The organism is Thermoanaerobacter sp. CM-CNRG TB177 (assembly GCF_018588165.1).
GTDB lineage: Bacteria > Bacillota > Thermoanaerobacteria > Thermoanaerobacterales > Thermoanaerobacteraceae > Thermoanaerobacter > Thermoanaerobacter thermocopriae.
On the sequence record NZ_JAFCAC010000071.1, the window covers coordinates 103,208 to 122,764 of the forward strand.

Annotated in this window: 20 protein-coding genes; 4 read left to right on the forward strand and 16 right to left on the reverse strand. The window is 32.8% G+C overall.

All coding sequences use genetic code 11. The features are described from left to right. Nucleotides 1–20 precede the first annotated feature (20 nt). The 4 genes from hfq to I4N53_RS08990 all read left to right on the forward strand — a co-directional run bounded on the left by hfq (nucleotide 21) and on the right by I4N53_RS08990 (nucleotide 2,769). Nucleotides 21–281 carry an RNA chaperone Hfq gene (gene hfq, locus I4N53_RS08975; RefSeq protein ID WP_012995214.1) on the forward strand — a complete coding sequence of 87 codons (261 nt, stop codon included), beginning with the start codon at nucleotides 21–23 and terminating at the stop codon, nucleotides 279–281. Between the two features lie 70 nt (nucleotides 282–351). Beyond that, nucleotides 352–1,146 carry a pyrroline-5-carboxylate reductase gene (gene proC / locus I4N53_RS08980; protein WP_013150315.1) on the forward strand — a complete coding sequence of 265 codons (795 nt, stop codon included), beginning with the start codon at nucleotides 352–354 and terminating at the stop codon, nucleotides 1,144–1,146. 2 nt (nucleotides 1,147–1,148) lie between these two features. Next, nucleotides 1,149–1,607, forward strand: coding sequence for a ribonuclease HI (gene rnhA, locus I4N53_RS08985; RefSeq protein ID WP_013150316.1), 459 nt, complete (start codon nucleotides 1,149–1,151; stop codon nucleotides 1,605–1,607). A 175-nt stretch (nucleotides 1,608–1,782) separates the two neighbouring features. Continuing rightward, nucleotides 1,783–2,769 (forward strand): tyrosine recombinase XerC, encoded by a 987-nt coding sequence (locus I4N53_RS08990; RefSeq protein WP_214496066.1) that lies wholly within the window; start codon nucleotides 1,783–1,785, stop codon nucleotides 2,767–2,769. Nucleotides 2,770–2,817: 48 nt separating this feature from the next. Here I4N53_RS08990 and I4N53_RS08995 read toward each other — a convergent pair whose 3' ends face one another. From I4N53_RS08995 to I4N53_RS09070, 16 genes are all read right to left on the reverse strand, one after another. Beyond that, nucleotides 2,818–4,101, reverse strand: a complete 1,284-nt coding sequence (locus tag I4N53_RS08995) for a methionine gamma-lyase family protein (RefSeq protein ID WP_012995218.1) — start codon at nucleotides 4,099–4,101, stop codon at nucleotides 2,818–2,820. Between the two features lie 4 nt (nucleotides 4,102–4,105). Beyond that, complete coding sequence (gene spoVK, locus I4N53_RS09000; protein WP_012995219.1) at nucleotides 4,106–5,002, reverse strand: stage V sporulation protein K; 897 nt, start codon at nucleotides 5,000–5,002, stop codon at nucleotides 4,106–4,108. Nucleotides 5,003–5,071: 69 nt separating this feature from the next. Further along, nucleotides 5,072–6,493: an adenylosuccinate lyase gene (gene purB, locus I4N53_RS09005; RefSeq protein WP_214496067.1), complete on the reverse strand. Its 1,422-nt coding sequence runs from the start codon at nucleotides 6,491–6,493 to the stop codon at nucleotides 5,072–5,074. A 13-nt stretch (nucleotides 6,494–6,506) separates the two neighbouring features. After that, complete coding sequence (locus I4N53_RS09010; protein ID WP_214496068.1) at nucleotides 6,507–7,694, reverse strand: pyridoxal phosphate-dependent aminotransferase; 1,188 nt, start codon at nucleotides 7,692–7,694, stop codon at nucleotides 6,507–6,509. 55 nt (nucleotides 7,695–7,749) lie between these two features. Then, on the reverse strand, nucleotides 7,750–8,586 hold the full coding sequence (locus I4N53_RS09015) for a PHP domain-containing protein (RefSeq protein ID WP_214496069.1): 837 nt from the start codon (nucleotides 8,584–8,586) through the stop codon (nucleotides 7,750–7,752). 70 nt (nucleotides 8,587–8,656) lie between these two features. After that, nucleotides 8,657–8,917 (reverse strand): stage V sporulation protein S, encoded by a 261-nt coding sequence (locus tag I4N53_RS09020; protein ID WP_003866776.1) that lies wholly within the window; start codon nucleotides 8,915–8,917, stop codon nucleotides 8,657–8,659. Between the two features lie 72 nt (nucleotides 8,918–8,989). Further along, nucleotides 8,990–9,772, reverse strand: a complete 783-nt coding sequence (locus tag I4N53_RS09025) for a TIGR00282 family metallophosphoesterase (RefSeq protein ID WP_214496070.1) — start codon at nucleotides 9,770–9,772, stop codon at nucleotides 8,990–8,992. A 128-nt stretch (nucleotides 9,773–9,900) separates the two neighbouring features. After that, nucleotides 9,901–11,427 carry a ribonuclease Y gene (gene rny, locus I4N53_RS09030; RefSeq protein WP_013150319.1) on the reverse strand — a complete coding sequence of 509 codons (1,527 nt, stop codon included), beginning with the start codon at nucleotides 11,425–11,427 and terminating at the stop codon, nucleotides 9,901–9,903. A 79-nt stretch (nucleotides 11,428–11,506) separates the two neighbouring features. Next, nucleotides 11,507–12,109: a RecX family transcriptional regulator gene (locus I4N53_RS09035; RefSeq protein ID WP_214496071.1), complete on the reverse strand. Its 603-nt coding sequence runs from the start codon at nucleotides 12,107–12,109 to the stop codon at nucleotides 11,507–11,509. Between the two features lie 43 nt (nucleotides 12,110–12,152). Beyond that, the gene (recA, locus tag I4N53_RS09040) at nucleotides 12,153–13,178 is read right to left on the reverse strand and encodes a recombinase RecA (protein ID WP_214496072.1); all 1,026 of its coding nucleotides are present in this window, start codon (nucleotides 13,176–13,178) and stop codon (nucleotides 12,153–12,155) included. A gap of 64 nt (nucleotides 13,179–13,242) precedes the next feature. Then, nucleotides 13,243–14,484, reverse strand: coding sequence for a competence/damage-inducible protein A (locus tag I4N53_RS09045; RefSeq protein ID WP_214496073.1), 1,242 nt, complete (start codon nucleotides 14,482–14,484; stop codon nucleotides 13,243–13,245). 13 nt (nucleotides 14,485–14,497) lie between these two features. Beyond that, nucleotides 14,498–15,034 (reverse strand): CDP-diacylglycerol--glycerol-3-phosphate 3-phosphatidyltransferase, encoded by a 537-nt coding sequence (gene pgsA / locus I4N53_RS09050; RefSeq protein ID WP_214496074.1) that lies wholly within the window; start codon nucleotides 15,032–15,034, stop codon nucleotides 14,498–14,500. Next, complete coding sequence (gene rimO, locus I4N53_RS09055) at nucleotides 15,034–16,344, reverse strand: 30S ribosomal protein S12 methylthiotransferase RimO (RefSeq protein ID WP_214496075.1); 1,311 nt, start codon at nucleotides 16,342–16,344, stop codon at nucleotides 15,034–15,036. Before rimO ends, pgsA begins: the two co-directional genes overlap by 1 nt. A 19-nt stretch (nucleotides 16,345–16,363) precedes the next feature. Further along, nucleotides 16,364–18,490, reverse strand: coding sequence for a DNA translocase FtsK (locus I4N53_RS09060; protein WP_214496076.1), 2,127 nt, complete (start codon nucleotides 18,488–18,490; stop codon nucleotides 16,364–16,366). Nucleotides 18,491–18,606: 116 nt separating this feature from the next. Further along, entirely contained in the window at nucleotides 18,607–18,816 is a 210-nt protein-coding gene (locus tag I4N53_RS09065; RefSeq protein WP_012995231.1) for a YlzJ-like family protein, read from the reverse strand. A gap of 6 nt (nucleotides 18,817–18,822) precedes the next feature. Then, nucleotides 18,823–19,524, reverse strand: coding sequence for a ClpP family protease (locus tag I4N53_RS09070; protein WP_012995232.1), 702 nt, complete (start codon nucleotides 19,522–19,524; stop codon nucleotides 18,823–18,825). Nucleotides 19,525–19,557 lie beyond the last annotated feature (33 nt).

Consider the following 19,557-nt stretch of genomic DNA (forward strand, 5'->3'; position numbering starts at 1 on the left):
ATTAAAGAAGGGGGATAAAGATGGCAAGTTCAAAAGCAGCTATTAATTTACAGGATATTTTTTTGAATCAAGTAAGAAAAGAGCATGTACCAGTAACCGTCTACTTAATTAATGGATTTCAATTAAAGGGTTTAGTAAAAGGATTTGATAATTTTACAGTGGTGCTGGAATCAGAAAACAAACAACAACTTCTTATCTATAAGCATGCTATTTCGACAATAACGCCGCAAAAGCCTGTAATTTTCTCTGGTTCTGATAAAGATGAAAAGAAGGAGGAGTAAACAACAAAAAAACAGTATTAGGGCAACTAATACTGTTTTTTTGAAATAACAAAGCAAGGGAGTTTTTAAGATGAAGATTGGCTTTATAGGCGTCGGTAATATGGGACTTGCTCTTATAAAGGGCATATTAAAGTCAGATTTTATAGATGCTGAAGATTTAATTCTTTACGATCCGGTGAAAGAAAAAACAGCAGGATTAGAAAAAGAATTTGGTGTTATTGTAGCAAAAAGCAATGCTGATCTAACTGAAAAGTCAGATATTGTCATTTTAGCAGTAAAACCTAATATTTACGATGCTGTATTAGAAGAAATAAAAGCAAAAGTAACTGCTAAAAAAATAATAATTACTATAGCTCCAGGCATAACTATAAGTCATGTCAAAGATATCTTAAAAACAGGAAAAATAGTGAGAACAATACCTAATACTCCTGCTTTAATAGGAGAAGGTATTACTGCTATAAGTTACTCACAAGAGATCGAGCAAGAGGATAAAGAGGTTGTGACAAAAATTTTTAAAGCCTGTGGGGAAATTGTAGAAGTGGAAGAAAAGCTGATTGATGCTGCAATGGCTGTCTCTAGTTGTAGTCCAGCATTTGTGTACATGTTTATTGAAGCATTGGCAGATGGTGGTGTATTATTGGGATTACCAAGAGATATTGCATATAAATTAGCCTCAAAGGCTGTAGCTGGTGCAGGTAACATGGTACTAAAAACAAGTTTTCATCCTGGTCAATTAAAAGACATGGTGACATCTCCAGGTGGTACAACTATTGAAGGTATAAGAATTTTGGAAAAAAATGCAATGAGAAGCGCGGTGATTGAAGCGGTTTCAGCTGCATATCAAAAAACAAAGGGACTGAAGTAAAGATGGAAAATAATATCGATATTGTTGAAATATACACAGATGGAGCTTGTAGTGGTAATCCTGGTCCAGGTGGCTGGGCAGCAGTTTTACTATACAAAGAAGCAAGGAAAGAAATATCAGGATTTGAAGAAAATACTACAAATAATAGAATGGAATTAAAAGCAGTAATAGAAGCTTTGAAAGCCTTAAAGAGGCCTTGTAAAGTTAATTTATATAGTGACAGTAGTTATGTGATAAATGCCTTTAAAGAAGGCTGGCTTGAAAAATGGCAGAAAAACAATTGGCTAAAATCAGATAAAACGCCAGTAGAAAATCAAGAGTTATGGAAGGAGCTTTTAGAGGTTTCAAAAAGACATCAAATCAATTGGATTAAAGTAAAAGGTCATGCAGATGATGAATTCAATAATTTATGTGATAGACTGGCTACAGAGCAAATAAAAAGAAATACTAAAAAGTTATAAGAGTTTTAAGCTCAAGGAATCTTAGTTTAGTAAGGTTCCTTGAGCTTTTTAATAATTTTGAACGTTAGTCTAAAAATAGCTTGATTTAAGTATTATATATATGGTATCATATATACAAGTAATTATACGAAATAACTATTTCGTATAATTAGAATTGTAGAAAGGAGTTATGAGAATGTCTAATAAAGCTTCTAATATTTCTAATAATGGTTTTACTAGATACCCGCCTCTTCTTGAAGAATTTTTAAACTACTTTTCGACGGTAAAAGCCCGTTCTTATAATACTGTAAAAGCTTATGCCTATGACTTGGTTTTGTTTTTACGCTTTTTAAAGCAAAGACGCGGAAAAGTAAGCCCTGATGTTGAATTTGATGAAATAGATATTTCTGATGTAGATGTTGACTTAATAGAATCTGTTGATTTAAACGATTTATATGCTTACCTCAACTTTGTAACTAACGAAAGGTCTAATACTCCCCCTGCTCGTGCTCGAAAAGTAGCAAGTTTAAGGTCATTTTATGATTATCTTTACAAAAAAGCTAAAGTGATAAATAAAAATCCTACTCAAGAATTAGAGTCGCCGAAACTTTCTGTAAGACAGCCTATCTACCTTACTCTTGATGAAAGTAAAAAACTTTTGGATTCTATAGATGGACCTTTTAAAGAAAGGGATTATGCTATCATAACTTTGTTTTTAAACTGTGGGCTTAGGGTTTCTGAACTGGTGAATATAAATATAGACGACATTAAAGACGATAAACTAACAGTTATAGGAAAAGGAAATAAACAAAGAACAGTTTATTTAAATGACGCCTGTATTAATGCAATAAATGCATATTTGAGAGTAAGGCCTAAAGAAGGAGTGAAAGATAAAAAGGCTTTGTTTTTGAGCAAAAGATTAAAAAGAATAAGTGTAAAAACCGTACAATATACTGTGAAAAAACATTTAAAAAATGCTAATTTAGGAGGAAAAAAATATTCTGCCCATAAATTGCGCCATACAGCCGCGACTTTGATGTACAGATATGGTAATGTAGATATAAGGACTTTACAAAAGCTCTTAGGGCATTCTAACGTTTCTACGACGCAAATTTATACCCATGTAGATGATTCACAATTAAAAGAAGCTGTAAATAAAAATCCTTTATCACAAAAGGAATAGCAAATAAAGACAGACACAAAGCGTTTTTTACTTCGTGTCTGTCTTTATTTAATTTTCCAATTGATTCTTATAAATATTATTTAAGGCAATAGTTATTGCCAATTTTACTTGAGGATAAGTAAGGCCACCCTGCACGTATGCGATATAAGGTTCTCTTATAGGGGCATCTGCACTTAACTCTATAGAAGAGCCTTGTATAAATCCTCCTGCTGCCATTATGACTTTATCTTGATATCCCGGCATGTCCCAAGGCTCAGGAATTATATGAGAGTCTACTGGAGAACCCATTTGTATTCCCTGGATAAAAGATATCAACTCTTCAGCAGTTTTAAATTTAATAGCTTGAACTATATCAGTTCTTTCTTCGTCATATTTTGGAATAACTTCATAGCCTAAGTCTGACATAATTTTCGCTAAAAGAACAGCTCCTTTTAAAGCTTGTCCTACCACTTGAGGTGAAAGGAATAACCCTTGTAAAATCAATCTATTTAAATCTAAAGAAGGACCTACTTCTTTTCCAATACCAGGAGCGTATAATCTGTAAGAGGCATTTTTTACCAACTCCTTTTTACCTACTACGTATCCACCAGTAGGAGCAATTCCCCCACCCATGTTTTTTATAAGAGAACCTGCTATAATGTCGGCTCCTACTTCTGTCGGTTCTTTTATCTCAGTAAATTCTCCATAGCAATTATCTACAAATATAATTACATCTTCTTTTACCTTTTTAATTTCACTAATTGCCTTTTCTATATCTTCTATCTTCAAAGACTTTCTATAGTCATATCCTTTTGATCGTTGAATCATCACCATTTTAGTTTTTGAGGTTATTGCTTTTTTTACCCTTTCTATATCTATTTCTCCATCTTCGAGGAGGGGAATTTCTTTATATATGACTCCATATTCTTTTAAACTTCCCCTCCCCTCCCCTTTTATACCTATTATTTCTTCTAACGTATCATAGGGCCTTCCACAAGCCGAAATTAGCTCTTCATTTGGTTTTAAATTGCCAAATAGGCATAATGATATCGCATGGGTTCCAGAAACGATTTGAGGCCTTACTAGAGCGTCTTCTGCGGCAAATATTCCTGCATATATCTTTTCGATTGTCTCTCGCCCTATGTCACCATATCCATAGCCAGTTGTGCCATTAAAATGGATATCACTTAATTTGTTCCTTTGGAAATGATATATGACCTTATACTGATTGTACTCTACAATCTTATCAATCTTTCTAAATACAGGATGACAATCTTTTTCTGCTTTTTCTATAACCTCGATTATTTTTGAGTTTATATGGAAATTGTTCTGCAAAAATTTTTTTGTGTCCATTTTCTCAGTCCTCTCTAATGTCTATACTGTCAATTGTTATTAAATCTTCTTTGGTTATATTTATTTTGTTTAAAACTCTTACAGCCTGTTTTCTGATTGCTCTTTCTATGATATTCCTTACAAGGCGCGCATTTCCCATTTCTCTTGAATTGTCGTCACGAATCAATATTTTCATTAATCTTCTCTTTGCACTTTCTGTAAGCTTATATTGCCTGTTCTTTACCATGAGTTCCGCAATCTGAAGAAGTTCATCTATAGTATAATCAGGAAAATCTATCTGGATTGGAAATCTGGAGCGAAGTCCGGGATTGGTATTTAAAAAATATTCCATTTCGTGTTTGTAACCTGCTAATATAAGTATAAATTTATTCCTATTGTCTTCCATTTCTTTGACAAGAGTATCAATAGCTTCTTTGCCAAAGTCTTTTTCTCCACCCCTTGCCAAAGAATAAGCTTCATCTACAAACAAAATTCCTCCCAAAGCTTTTTTTACATTTTCACGAACTCTGTGAGCAGTATGCCCTATGTATTCTCCTACTAGATCAGCTCTCTCTACTTCGACTACATGGCCTTTTTCTAAAACTCCTATACTTTTTAAAAGCTTTCCTAATATCCTTGCTACAGTAGTTTTGCCAGTTCCTGGATTGCCTTTAAATATCATATGTAATACTATAGGTTCAGTGGCTAATCCTTCCTTTTTACGCTTTATTTGCAGTTGCGAGAAAGCGTAAATTTCTTGTATAATTTCTTTCACTTTATTAAGGCCTATCAAAGAATTTAGCTCTTTTAAAGCTTCTTCTTGTAATTTTTTATCATCCACAGTTGTTGTAACTTCTTTAGGTTTATCTTCTGACTTTTTTTCTATTTTATATCCTTCAAAAAAAACTGGCCATATTCCCATCTACCACCACATCCCAATACCATTTTTATTGTTATTCTATGATATTGGGATGTGGAAAGTGAACAAATTTTATACTTCTACTTTTGCATCTACATCTTCTTTAAAATCTGCTAAAATAGGGTTTACAATTTCCTTAATGTATTCTTCAGTCTGGCTTACAGCTCTTCCGGTAAATTTTATAGGGTCAACTAATTCTTTAATTTCTTCTTGGGAAAGTTTAAATCTTTGGTCATTTTGTATATAATAGAGTAATCTATTTTCTTCTCCATTTTTAACTTCTTCTGCTGCTTTTAAGGAATATACTCTTATGGCTTCATGTAACTCTTGTCTGTCCCCACCTTTAAGTACTGCTTCCATCAAAATCTTTTCTGTAGCCATAAAAGGCAAATCCTTCATCACATTTTTTTCAATTACTTTTTTGTTTACTTTTAAACCAGACGCAATGTTTATGTAAAGATTTAATATAGCATCTGTGGCAAGGAACATTTCAGGTATTACAATCCGCCTGTTAGCCGAATCATCCAAGGTTCTTTCAAACCATTGAGTAGAAGAAGTAATTGATGTATTTAAAAGTGTTACAATAACATACCTACTTAAAGCTGCCATTCTCTCGCTTCTCATAGGATTTCTTTTATAAGCCATTGCAGAGGAGCCTATTTGTTTTTCTTCAAAGGGCTCTTCAATTTCTCTTAAATGTTGCAAAAGCCTCAAGTCGTTGCTGAATTTGTGAGCACTTTGAGCAATACCGCTTAAAACAGACAAGAGCATAAAGTCATATTTTCTCGTATAAGTTTGTCCTGTCACAGGGAAGGACTTTTTATATCCCATTTTTTCTATTACTAATCTGTCTAGCTCTTTTACTTTTTCTTCATTACCACCAAAAAGTTCCATAAAACTTGCTTGTGTACCAGTAGTACCTTTTACCCCTCTTAACATTATGTTTTCTCTTCTATATCTTAAGTCTTGTAAATCGAGAATTAAATCCTGGATCCAAAGGCATGCTCTTTTACCAACTGTAGTAAGTTGAGCTGGTTGAAAGTGAGTATAACCTAAAGTAGGTAAATCTTTATATTTTAAAGCAAATTCGGATAGAACTTTTATTACTTTAAGAAGTTTCTTTTCAATTAGCTTAAAAGCCTTATCCATAAGAATTATGTCAGTATTGTCATCTACAAAAGCAGAGGTAGCTCCTAAATGGATTATAGGCTTTGCTTTTGAGCACAAAAGACCATAGGCATGTATGTGAGCCATAACATCATGTCGAAATTCTCTTTCGAATTTTTCCGCATCTTCATAGTTTATGTTGTCTATATTTTCTTCCATTTCTTTAATCTGTTCATCTGTAATATTAAGCCCTAATTCTTTTTGGCTTTTTGCCAAGGCTACCCATAATCTTCGCCAAGTTTTAAATTTTTCATCATCAGAGAAGATTTGGGCCATTTCTTTGCTAGCATATCTTGTTATTAACGGATTCTGGTAAGTGTCTCGCATATTTACCTCCTCATTATGCTTTATTTAAAAATTCTTCAATTCTATTTAGACCTTTTTCAATATTTTCAAGGGAAGTAGCATAAGAAATCCTAATGTAATTGTCCATTCCAAAAGGCAAAGCAGGAACAACTGCTACATTTGCTCCTTCAATTAAAGCATTTGCAAAATCTATGGAACCTCTAATAATTTTTCCTTTTATCTCTTTTCCAATATATTCATCTATATTTACCATTATATAGAAAGCACCTTGAGGTTTATTTGATTTTAATCCCTTTATTTTATTTAACCTTTCTACCATATAAACTCTTCTTTTATTGAATTCTTCTGCCATTCTTTTAATAACAGTTTCATCTCCTGATAAAGCGGCTACACTGGCATATTGAGCAATTGAATTGGGATTTGAGGTGGTGTGACTTTGAATGTTTGACATAACTTTTGCTATTTTTAAAGAAGAAGCAGTATATCCAATTCTCCATCCTGTCATAGCATAAGTTTTAGACATGCCGTTTACCAAAATTGTCAGTTCTTTAATTTTTTCATTTAAAGAGGCGATACTGATGTGACAGCCTTCGTAAATTAATTTTTCGTATATTTCATCTGAAATGACAAAAATATTTGCTTCTTCAATAATTTTTGCAAGTTCTTTTAACTCTTCTTTAGTATATACTGAGCCAGTTGGATTGTTGGGGGTATTTAAAATTAAAGCTTTTGTCTTAGAGGTAATAGCATTTTTTAATTCTTCGGCTGTAATTTTAAAGTCATTTTCTGCTTTTGTTTTTACAAAGACAGGCTTTCCATAAGCCAGCCTTACCATCTCAGGATAGCTTAACCAATAAGGTACAGGAATTATAACTTCGTCGCCAGGATTTAAAATTACACAAAGAGCGTTATATATAGAGTGTTTTGCACCATTTGATATGACAATCTGTTCTGGTTGATATTTAAGGCCGTTATCTCTTAAAAGTTTGTCACATACTGCTTTTTTTAACTCAGAAATGCCTGAGGAAGGAGTGTATTTAGTATAGCCATTTTTTATCGCGTCAATTGCAGTTTCTTTTATGTAATCAGGTGTATCAAAATCTGGTTCCCCCACTCCGAAATCTATGACGTCTATGCCTTGGGCTTTTAGCTGTTTTGCCTTTGCTGTTATTTCTAATGTCATAGAAGGGGTAATTTGTAAGGCATTTTGGGATAAATTCAATTTTTACACCTCCAGAGGGTCTGGTTATACAAGTCACAATATTATTTTAACTTAATTATTTTGATATTTCTACAAAATTTTTAGCTTTACTTTTCAATATTTCAATATATTCATAGTCTAACTTTATGGTTCCTAAAAGGTCTCTGCCATCTACTTCTTTACCGTGAAAGTCTGAACCTCCAGTTATAATTAATTTGTATTTTTTTGCTTTGTTTAGATACTTTTTCACATCTTCAGTAGTGTGTTTTGAATGGTATACTTCTATTCCTATCAATCCCTCAATTGTCAATTCCTCAATAATACTATCATCTTGAAGTAAACCAGGATGAGCTAAGACAGGAACACCTCCATTTCCTAAAATAAGCTTTATTGCTTCAAAAGGGGTGATTCTATATCTTTCTACATAAGCAGGGGCACCAACTCCTATGTATTTTTCAAAAGCTTCTTTTACACTTTCTACATAATTCTTTTTTATCAGAGCTCTTGCTATATGAGGTCTTCCTATGAATTTTTCATTTGTAAATTCCAACACATCTTCTATAGAAATATCAACTCCTAATTCATTTAATTTTTTTAAAATCGCTTTGGCTCTATCATTTCTCAACTTTTTCATTTCTTCCAACTTTTCAAAAAATTTTTTATCTTTGTAATTTATAAAATAACCTAAAATATGAACTTCTTGATTTTGATAATAGCAATTAAACTCAATTCCAGGAATAACTTCAATCTCATATTTAGCAGAAGCTTCCATGGCTTCTTCAACACCATCAATTGTATCGTGATCTGTTAGAGAAATGCAGCTAAGTCCGTGTTCTTTTGCCAATCGAACTACTTCAGAAGGCGAATTAGTTCCATCGGAGGCTTTTGAATGCATATGAAGGTCTGCAAACATATAATATCACAACCTTTCTCTAAATCTTGCTTTTATAATTTAAAATAACCTGCAAAATGCAGGTTATTCTTTATCTCGGCTCTACAATTAATTTTATTGCTGTCCTTTCTTCACCGTCTATTTCAATGTCTGTAAAAGCAGGAATGCAAATTAAGTCAATTCCGCTGGGAGCCACAAACCCTCTTGCGATTGCAACAGCTTTTACAGCTTGATTTATTGCACCTGCACCTATTGCTTGAACTTCTGCACCTCCACGCTCCCGTAGCACCCCTGCCAACGCTCCTGCTACAGCATTTGGATTAGACTTTGCTGAAACTTTTAACACTTCCATTGTTTTTCCCCCTTAAAGACAAATGATTTTCTTCTTGTTAATATTCTACATTTGTTTTAAAAATCCTTCTTTTTATGAATAAATTTTATTAATGCGTTCTATGCTATAGCATTTTCCTGTTATTTCATTAACAGAAATTACAATGGCATTAATTTGGGCAGGACCTTTTTTTGCAACTTCAAAGCGTACAGGTACAGATGACGTAAATCTTTTAATTATTAATTCTTTATCTATTCCTAATATAGAATCACTAGGACCTGTCATACCAACATCAGTTATATAAGCTGTCCCATTTTGTAATATTTTCTCATCAGCCGTTTGTACATGAGTATGAGTTCCAAATACGCAACTTACTTTTCCATCTAAAAAATATCCCATAGCTATTTTTTCAGAAGTAGCCTCTGCGTGAAAATCTACGAGGATTATATTGGTCTCAACTTTTAATTTTTCTACTTCTTCTAAAGCTACAAAAAAAGGATTTCTATTACAAGGCATAAAAGTAATTCCCTGTAAATTTATAATGCCAATTTTTGAATTTTTAAAATTAAGTACTATAGAACCTCTGCCAGGTGTTTCCTCTAAATAATTGGCAGGCCTTACAATTCGCACTTCTTCATCAATAAATTTTAATATTTCTTTTTGATCCCAAACATGATTTCCCATTGTTAATGCAGCAATTCCCATTTCAAAGAGTTCATCAGCAACTTTACGGGTTAGACCATTCCCTCCCGCAGCATTTTCGCCATTAGCTATAACAATGTCAACATTATATTCTGATATTAGTTCTTGCAAGCGCTCTTTTAATATATCTCTACCCAATCTTCCAACAATATCGCCGATGATAAGTATCTTCATTGGTAACCTCCAAAAAATAATTTTCTCAAATTTATTATTACACAAACCTACTTATTAAAACAATAAGTTTGTGAAAATTTATAATGAAACTTTTAAAGCGTGCTCGTCGCACGCTTTTTTTCAATGCTTTATTTCGCATAATCTACCGCTACTGTCTCTCTTATGACAGTCACTTTTATTTGACCTGGATATTCAACTTCTTCTTCAATTTTTTTGCTTATATTTCGTGCTAAAATGACAATATCATCATCATTGACAATTTCAGGTTTTACCATTATTCTGATTTCTCTTCCTGCTTGTATAGCATAAGACTTTTCTACACCTTCGAAAGAATTAGCGATTTGTTCCAACTTTTCTAGACGCTTAATATAAGCCTCTAATGCTTCTCTCCTTGCCCCTGGTCTTGCAGCAGAAATGGCATCTGCTGCTTGTACTAATACTGCCTCAACAGTCTGAGGTTCCACATCATTATGATGAGCCATTATAGCATGAATAACAGTGTCAAATTCGTGATACTTTTTAGCGAGTTCTGCACCTATCATGACATGAGGACCTTCTACCTCATGGTCTACGGCTTTACCTATATCATGTAAAAGTCCTGCTCTTTTGGCCACCAAAGCATCTGCACCTAATTCATAAGCCATAAGCCCTGCCAAATGAGCTACTTCGATAGAATGCTTTAAGACGTTTTGCCCGTAGCTAGTTCTAAATTTAAGTCTTCCTAATAACTTAATAAGCTCGGGATGCAAACCGTGAATTCCTACTTCAAAAGCCGCTTCTTCGCCTGCTTTAATTATCATGTTGTCTACTTCTTTTTTAGCCTTTTCTACCATTTCTTCTATTCTCGCAGGATGTATTCGCCCATCTTCAATCAATTTTTCTAAGGCAATCCGTGCAATTTCCCTTCGTATAGGGTCAAAGCCTGAAATGACAACAGCCTCAGGAGTATCATCTATTATAAGGTCAATTCCTGTTAATGTCTCTATTGTCCTTATATTTCTACCTTCCCTCCCTATTATGCGACCTTTCATTTCATCATTAGGAAGAGTAACAACGGATACAGTTGTTTCAGCGGCATGATCAGCTGCACAACGTTGAATGGCAGTGCCAATTATTTCTCGCGCTTTCATTTCTGCTTCTTCTTTAGCTTTGTTTTCCATTTCTTTAATCATTACAGCCATTTCATGTTGTATATCTTTTTGAACACTTTCAAATAAAATAGCTTTTGCTTCTTCACGGCTCAGTCCCGAAATTCTTTCTAACTCTTCTATCTCTTTTTGATGGAGCAGTGAAATTTGTTCTTCCAATTGTTGAATCTCTTTTTGCTTTTCTTCAAGAAGATTTTCTTTTTGTTCTAAAGTTTCGGATCTTTTATCCAAAGTTTCTTCTTTTTGAAGAAGTCTTTTTTCTAAACGTTGCAGTTCACCTCTGCGATCCCTTATTTCTTTTTCTAAATCGCTTCGCATACGGTGAATTTCTTCTTTGGCTTCTAATAACAGCTCTCTTTTTTTATTTTCAGCGTCTCTTTTCGCACTTTCTAATATGGTCCGCGCTAAACTTTCTGCACTTTTTATTTTGGATTCTGCAATAATCTTTCTTGCTAAATAACCAATTAGAAAGCCGACTACTATTGCAATAAGTGCTGTGATTATCAATTCAACATGGCTAATACTCTTACACCTCCTTAGTAGTTATTCATATTTTATTTTAGACCCTTTTCAAAATTATGTCAAGTTATAAATCCTTTTCTTTCAAGGCATCACTAATGTTTTCAATTTGAAACCCGTTGTTGTAAAGATAGTTTTTTAACTTTTTAGTGTCTTCTTGGAATTTTGATTTTTTTTCAATTATTTTTTTTATTATTTCAACTTCTTTTTCTTCAGGATAAAAATTGTTTAAACTTTCTTGGATCAGTTCTTTACTAATTCCTTTTTTTATAAGTTCGTAATAAATTTTTCGCCTACTGTATAGTTGGTTTATTTTTTGTTCTATAAATAATTTAGCGTAAACTTTGTCATTGATATAGTTATAGCTTTTCAGCTTTTCAATAACACTTTTTATAACATTTTCTTCAAAACCTTTCATTTCAAGCTTTTGAGAAAGTTCTTTTTCTGTTAACATTTTTCTTGATAAAAGTTTAAATGCGTAGTCACTCGCTTGTCTTGTTGCAGTATAGTTTACATAATAATTATACTGTTCACTATCTAGTTCTTTTCCTTCCTCTATGCCTAAATAGATCAAATCTTCTAAATTGCAACTAAAGGCATATTCTCCATCTATGTAAACATTATATTGCGTTTTATTTTTTTTCTGCTTTTCTATAGTAGTTATTATCATGCTTATTTCTCCTTTTGTAATAAAATAACCCCACAATAAGGGGTCATTCTACTATTGCATCAGGGGAGGATTTTATTTTATTATAAGCTAGATTGAAATTTTCTCTAATTTTTCTTTCAATTTCATCAGCAATTTCTTTGTTTTCTTTTAAAAATTGCTTTGCGTTTTCTCTTCCTTGCCCTAATCGTATATCTCCATAGGAATACCAAGCACCACTTTTTTCAATTATGTCTATACTTGTGCCAATATCCAAAATGCTTCCTTCTCTTGAAATACCTTCTCCATACATTATATCGAATTCTGCTTGTTTAAAAGGGGGAGCAATTTTATTTTTTACAACTTTGACACGGGTTCTGTTTCCGACTATTTCATTTCCTTGCTTTATTGGATCTACTTTTCTCACGTCTAATCTTATTGTGGCATAAAATTTCAAGGCTCTTCCCCCAGGGGTTGTTTCAGGATTTCCAAACATAATTCCTACTTTTTCTCTCAGTTGATTTATAAAGACCACAATAGTTTTAGATTTACTCGTGACCCCTGCTAATTTTCTTAAAGCTTGAGACATCAATCTCGCCTGAAGTCCCACATGGCTATCTCCCATTTCACCATCAATTTCTGCTTTAGGTACCAATGCAGCAACAGAGTCTATTACAATTATATCAACAGCACCACTTCTGACAAGAGCTTCTGCAATTTCTAAAGCTTGTTCACCAGTATCAGGCTGTGCCACTAATAAGTCCTCAATATTTACTCCTAGATTTTTTGCGTATACAGGATCAAGAGCATGTTCTGCATCTATAAAAGCACCCGTTCCTCCCATTTTTTGCGCTTCTGCTATCATGTGTAGTGCTAAAGTAGTTTTCCCTGAAGATTCAGGACCAAAAATTTCTATTATCCTTCCCCTTGGAACTCCACCAACACCTAAAGCAATGTCTAATTCTAGAGAACCAGTAGGTATTACTTCTACATTCAATTTTGCAGTATCTCCCAATCTCATTATAGAACCCTTGCCAAACTGTCTCTCTATCTGGCTTATAGCCATTTCTAAAGCTTTTTGCTTTTCTATCATTTATTATTTACCTCCTAAAAATACAAGGTATTGTATTAAATTAATTATATATTAATGGATAAAACTAGTCAATTTTTATTCCAAGAAGATATCTTCTCACCATGTCCAAAGCATGCAGTACAGTCTTTGTTCGTATTCTGTCTCTATCGCCATGTAGCATTAATTTTTTTACATAGACTTTTTCATTGGTAGCAAAACCTACATACACTAATCCTATCGGTTTTTCAGGTGTTCCACCTGTAGGTCCTGCAATTCCAGTAGTAGATAGGCCGAAATCAGCATTGGCTAATTTTCTTATGTTTTCTGCCATTTCTTTTGCTGTCTCATGGCTTACTGCTCCATAAGATTCTAAAGTAGATTTTTTAACCCCTAAAATGTTTTCTTTCGCTTCATTGCTGTAAGAAACAATACCTAAATTAAAAATTTTTGAAGCACCAGATACATCAGTTATTTTTTTGGCCAATAAGCCACCTGTACAGGATTCAGAGACAGCAAGAGTTAATTTGTTTTTTTGCAGCAATTTTACCACAATTTCTTCCATTTCTTCTTCATCAACAGCATATATGTAGTCACCAATTATCCTTCTAATCCTTGATTCCATATCTTCAATCATTTTTAAAATTTCTTTGTCATCATGTCCTTTTGCAGTTATTCTCAAAGTTACATATCCATCACCTACTAAAGGGGCAACAGTGGGATTAGAATTAAACAAAAGTGGCTTTACCATTTCCTCTACTTTTGATTCGCCTAAACCAAATATTTTTATAACTCGAGACTTGATAATTTCGCTGGTTTTGCTTTTTAGGTAAGGATATACATATTCCTCAAACATTGGAATGAGCTCAGAAGGTGGACCTGGTAGGATAATTATAATTTTATCCTCCCTTTCTATTATACAGCCAGGAGCTGTTCCATTCTTATTTGGCAAAATTTTTGCACCTTTTGGAAAAAGAGCCTGTTTGAAGTTATTCATGGTGGGTGTTTGCCCTATTTTTTCAAAAAATTTTATTATCTTCTCTTTCGCTTCTTGGCTTTCTATAAGAGGAAGACCTAAAAAAGAAGCCACTGTTTCTTTTGTAATATCATCAACTGTAGGACCTAATCCACCTGTTGTTATTATAAGGTCAGAACGGTTAAAAGCAATATTTAAACATTCTTTTAATCTTTCTTCGTTATCTCCAACGTTAGTATGGAAATATATATCTATACCCAAAAGAGCTAATTTTTCAGATAAATACTTAGCGTTAGTATTTAAAATTTGTCCTAATAGTAGCTCCGTACCGACAGAAATAATTTCTCCTCTCAATTAAAACACCTCTTTAGTCTTTTAATAAATTTTTGGATTTTATAATGTAATCCACCCCTGAATAAATTGTTAAAATTAAAGCTATATATATCATTACAGTGTCAAAAGGAAAATTTATAAGACTAAAAGGGTAATTATTAACCATCAATGCGAGTACTGCTATCATTTGAAAAGTAGTTTTATATTTACCATAATTACTGGCAGCAATGACAATTCCCTTGTCAGCAGCAACAGTTCTAATACCTGTTATTAAAAATTCTCTTGCTAATATAACTGCCACAATCCAACTTTGAATGCGTCCCATTTGTACTAAAGCTACTAAAGCAGAAGAAACCATTATTTTGTCTACCAGCGGGTCTATGAATTTCCCTAAATTAGTTATTTGATTAAATTTTCTTGCAACATATCCATCAAATTTGTCAGTTAATGCTGCAAGTGCAAATATTCCTGCAGCTATAAAATCGTTGTAGGGACCTTTGACAAACATAAAAAACATAAAAACAGGAATTAAAAAAAGTCTTAACATGGTAAGTTTATTAGCTAAATTCATTAATATTCCCCCACCAAATCGTACTCATAGGCATCTGTTATAGTTGCTACTACAAACTCTCCAGCAGTGAGCTTTTTGTCGCTTTTTACATAAACGACACCATCAATCTCAGGGGCATCCATATAACTTCTGCCATAATATATTCCATCTTCAAAACCTTCAATTAGTACCTCTAACTGCTTCCCCACTTTTGAAAGATTATGTTGATAAGAAATTTCCTTTTGTATTTCCATCAACTCTTGTTGTCTTCTAAGTTTTACGCTCTTTTTAATTTGGGGTTTCATATAATAAGATTTAGTTCCCTCTTCTCGCGAATATGCAAAAACTCCAACTCTTTCAAACCTTTTTTCTTTTACAAAATGTTTTAAATCTTCAAATTCTTCTTCTGTTTCTCCAGGGAATCCTACCATAAAAGTAGTACGTATTACCATATTAGGAATGGTTCTGAGTTTATTTATAACTTCCTCTATTTTTTGCCTTGTAGTGTGCCTGTTCATTCTTTTTAACACTTCATCATTAGAGTGCTGCAGAGGTATATCAATGTATTTTACTACTTTTTTGTTTGCTTTGATTTCCTCTATAAGTTCGTCTGTGACACTGTCCGGATAGGCATAAAGCAATCTTATCCATTTTAAATTAGGAATTAACGATAATTCCTTTAAAAGCTGAGGCAACATAAATTTTTTATAAATATCTATTCCATATTTTGTAGTGTCTTGAGCAATGAGTATAAGTTCTTTTGCACCTTTTTTGACGAGTTCCTCAGCCTCTTTTAGTATGTCCTCCATTTTGCGACTTCTGTATCTTCCTCTAATCTTTGGAATTATGCAAAAAGAACAAGCATTGCTACAACCTTCTGCAATTTTTAAATAGGCGTAATAATTTGGCGTAGTTAAAATGCGCTGTATTCCTTCATCATTTAGTAAATTAGCGTGTCCATATTCTAAAACAGTTTTTCCTTTTTCTATTTCTTCTATCACTTCTGCAATTTTGGGGAAATCTCCAGTGCCAATTACTGCATCTAATTCAGGAAGTTCTTTTAATAATTCTTTATTATATCTTTCAGTCAAGCAGCCAGTTGCAATAAGGTATTTTAGCCTGCGGTTTTTGAGTTTTCCCATCTCAATGATATATTCTATTGACTCTCTTTTTGCATCTTCTATAAAGCTACAAGTATTTATAATGAGTATATCAGCCTCATTTTCATCATTTACTATGTTGTAACCTTTTTCTTTTAAAATTGCTATCATTTTTTCTGAATCAACTGTGTTTTTAGGACATCCAAGAGATATAATCCCTATATTTTTCATCTGCATTTCCTTTCTATTTTTAAGATTCTTCTAGTATTTTTTTTATTTCTTCTTTTGATAAAAGAATTTGTCTTGGCTTAGAACCATCATAACCGCTTATAATGCCTTTTTGTTCTAACTGGTCTATGATTCGGGCAGCTCTCGCATAACCGATTCTTAATCTTCTTTGCAACATTGAAATAGAGGCTTGCCCTGTTTCTAAAATTACAGAAATAGCATCTTCTAATAACTCATCTTCTTGTTGTTCAAAAGTTTTTCCATTTGTTTTTTCTTCAATTTCTATTTCTTCATATTGAGGATTAAAGTGATTTTTTAAGAAATTTACTATAGCTTCTACTTCCTCTTCAGAGATAAAAGCACCTTGAATTCGCATAGGTTTTGCTGCTCCTATAGGATTAAAAAGCATATCACCCTTTCCCAAAAGTTTTTCCGCACCTGCCATATCTAAGATTGTTCTTGAGTCAATTTGAGAAGATACAGCAAATGAAATCCTTGAAGGAATATTGGCTTTGATAACTCCTGTTATAACATCAACAGAAGGCCTTTGGGTAGCAATAACTAAATGAATGCCAGCTGCTCTAGCCATTTGAGCTAACCTAAATATATATTCTTCTACTTCTGCTGGAGATACCATCATCAAGTCAGAAAGCTCATCAATTATGATTACAATTTTATATAAGCTGCTTTCTTTGTATTTTTCGTTATAGCTGTCTATATCTCTAACTCCATATTGGGCAAATAAATTATAACGCTTAGTCATTTCTTGTACTGCCCAATTTAAGACACTAGCTGCCTTTTTAGGGTCTGTAACAACAGGAGTTAAGAGATGAGGAATACCGTTATAAATATTAAGTTCTACTACCTTTGGATCTATCAATATCATTTTCACCTGCTTAGGGGAGGCTTTGTATAACAAACTCACTATAAGAGAATTTATGCAAACACTTTTACCAGAACCTGTTGCACCTGCAATGAGCAAATGAGGCATTTTAGATAAATCTACTATGACAATATTGCCAGCGACATCTTTACCTAAACCAATTGCTAACTCTGATTTAAAATTTCTAAATTTTTTGCTATCTATTACTTCTCTTAAATAAACTGAGGCGATTTTATCATTTGGCACCTCTATTCCAATAGCAGATTTGCCGGGAATAGGTGCTTCTATTCTCACAGAAGGCGCAGCAAGACTTAAAGCAATGTCATCTGTTAAACTTACTATTCTGCTAACTTTTACCCCTGCACTAGGCTGAAGTTCAAACCGAGTAATCGCAGGTCCCTTTGTCACTTGGATAACTTTTGCATCAACTCCGAAGTTTTTAAGAGTGTTTTCTATTTTTTTTACTTTTTCCATTAACACTTCATTTTTTATTTTTGGTGGGGGAACTGCTTCTTTTAAAAGGGTTATAGGAGGAGGAAGATACTCGCTTTCTATAATCTCTTCTTTATCTTTAGCATCTTTTTCATAGATTTTTCTTTCTTCTTCTACTTGTTCAATTATATCGATTGTTCTATTTTTTTCTGTTATATTTTCTTCAATTAAAGGTGTAGAATCCTCCTGAGAAGTAGAGGTAGAAATTACCTCCTTCTCATGGTCTGTTTTTTTTATCTTTTTTTTACGTTGACTAAATTTTTGATAGGAAGATTCCATTAGATTTACGATAGATACATTTGTAATAAGCACTATAAAAATTGCCAAAGAAGAAAACAATAATATATAACTTCCTGTGATACCCAAAAGTTTTACTAGAAAATATACCAGTAGGGCAGCAACAACTCCTCCACCCATATTGTTTATACCATGAGTGCAAGCGGCTAAAATATAATTTTTTAATCCCTCATTAGGAGGAAAATAATACAAATGATCTAAACTTATGAAAGTTAGAAAAAGCCCAAAAAGTGATGCAGCTTTGTGTAATTTTATAAAATCTTGATTATTAAAAAGGAACATCAATGCAAATACTAAAAGTAAAGCAGATACAACATAAGAACCTATCCCAAAAGAGCCCTTTAAAAATATTTCTATGTTTTTACCAATTGCTCCAGTTGTATCAGTATAAAGACTTAAGAAAGAAATAAGGGTAAAAGCTAAAAATATAATTCCAATTATTTCATTTTTGAGAGACTTTTGTTTTTTATCAATCATAATATCACCTATTTATAATTTCTTCTATAAAAATTTTAGTATTAATTATGTAAAATAGCAACAAAAAATAGATGTGCTAATTTTTTAAACACATCTATTATAACACAAAATTTTTTCTAATAAATACTTATTATGCTTCCTGGAGTATATTTTGTGTCTAGATAATCAAAAGGATTAGTAGAATACATGCTTTGAATTAGGTAATTTCCATTTGAGAGTTTTGCTACTACTAACTGCTTATTTCCCATCTTTAATTCTATGTAATTAGTAGGTATATCATCTCTTTTTTCAAAAATTACTTCATAGGGAATTATTGTATATAACATTATTCTTCACCTTTTTTCTTTTCCCTCTATGATATTGTGTAACATATTTAAAGCTTCTTTAATACCCCCTATTTCATCAATTAAACCATAATCTACTGCTTCTTTTCCGACTAAAATTGTTCCTATGTCATTGGCTAATTCTCCAGTTTTAAGCATAAGCTCCATAAAAGTCTCTCTTTTTATTTTTGAATTTCGCACAATAAACTCAACTATCCTATCTTGCATTTTATTGAAATAATCAAAAGTCTGTGGAACTCCAACTACCATTCCTGTCATCCTGATAGGGTGTATTGTCATGGTTGCACTTGGTACTATGTAAGAATAATTTGCAGAAACTGCTAGAGGTACCCCAATACTGTGACCACCACCTAGTACTATAGATACAGTAGGCTTAGAAAGGCTTGCTATCATTTCTGCTATAGCAAGACCTGCTTCCACGTCTCCTCCTACAGTATTTAATAAAATCAAAACTCCTTTTATATTAGGATTTTCTTCTATCGCTACTAATTGCGGTATTATATGTTCGTATTTTGTGGTTTTGTTTTGTGGAGGTAGTATCATATGGCCTTCAATTTGTCCTATTATAGTGAGACAATGAATATTACTTTCAAAATTTGGTAAGTTTGTCTGGCCTAAATTTTTCAAATTTTCTTGAACAGGTGGTAAAGTTTGAGGTTGTTTTGTTTCTTCACTTTTTAAAATACTCATCTTTATCACTCTCCTAATATTAGTATAAGAAAA

Bases quoted from the DNA above. Each gene is read 5' to 3' on its own strand.
- recA (WP_214496072.1), bottom strand. From the start codon at position 13,178: ATGATAGAAAAGCAAAAAGCTTTAGAAATGGCTATAAGCCAGATAGAG.
- purB (WP_214496067.1), bottom strand. From the start codon at position 6,493: ATGCGAGACACTTACCAGAATCCGTTAATAACAAGATATGCTAGCAAA.
- I4N53_RS09020 (WP_003866776.1), bottom strand. From the start codon at position 8,917: ATGGAAGTGTTAAAAGTTTCAGCAAAGTCTAATCCAAATGCTGTAGCA.
- I4N53_RS09060 (WP_214496076.1), bottom strand. From the start codon at position 18,490: ATGATTGATAAAAAACAAAAGTCTCTCAAAAATGAAATAATTGGAATT.
- I4N53_RS09065 (WP_012995231.1), bottom strand. From the start codon at position 18,816: ATGTTATATACAATAATTCCCTATGAAGTAATTTTTGAAAAAAGAGAT.
- hfq (WP_012995214.1), top strand. From the start codon at position 21: ATGGCAAGTTCAAAAGCAGCTATTAATTTACAGGATATTTTTTTGAAT.
- I4N53_RS09015 (WP_214496069.1), bottom strand. From the start codon at position 8,586: ATGTTTGCAGACCTTCATATGCATTCAAAAGCCTCCGATGGAACTAAT.
- rnhA (WP_013150316.1), top strand. From the start codon at position 1,149: ATGGAAAATAATATCGATATTGTTGAAATATACACAGATGGAGCTTGT.
- pgsA (WP_214496074.1), bottom strand. From the start codon at position 15,034: ATGAATTTAGCTAATAAACTTACCATGTTAAGACTTTTTTTAATTCCT.
- I4N53_RS09070 (WP_012995232.1), bottom strand. From the start codon at position 19,524: ATGAGTATTTTAAAAAGTGAAGAAACAAAACAACCTCAAACTTTACCA.
- proC (WP_013150315.1), top strand. From the start codon at position 352: ATGAAGATTGGCTTTATAGGCGTCGGTAATATGGGACTTGCTCTTATA.
- I4N53_RS09025 (WP_214496070.1), bottom strand. From the start codon at position 9,772: ATGAAGATACTTATCATCGGCGATATTGTTGGAAGATTGGGTAGAGAT.
- rimO (WP_214496075.1), bottom strand. From the start codon at position 16,344: ATGAAAAATATAGGGATTATATCTCTTGGATGTCCTAAAAACACAGTT.
- spoVK (WP_012995219.1), bottom strand. From the start codon at position 5,002: ATGGGAATATGGCCAGTTTTTTTTGAAGGATATAAAATAGAAAAAAAG.
- I4N53_RS08990 (WP_214496066.1), top strand. From the start codon at position 1,783: ATGTCTAATAAAGCTTCTAATATTTCTAATAATGGTTTTACTAGATAC.
- I4N53_RS08995 (WP_012995218.1), bottom strand. From the start codon at position 4,101: ATGGACACAAAAAAATTTTTGCAGAACAATTTCCATATAAACTCAAAA.
- I4N53_RS09035 (WP_214496071.1), bottom strand. From the start codon at position 12,109: ATGATAATAACTACTATAGAAAAGCAGAAAAAAAATAAAACGCAATAT.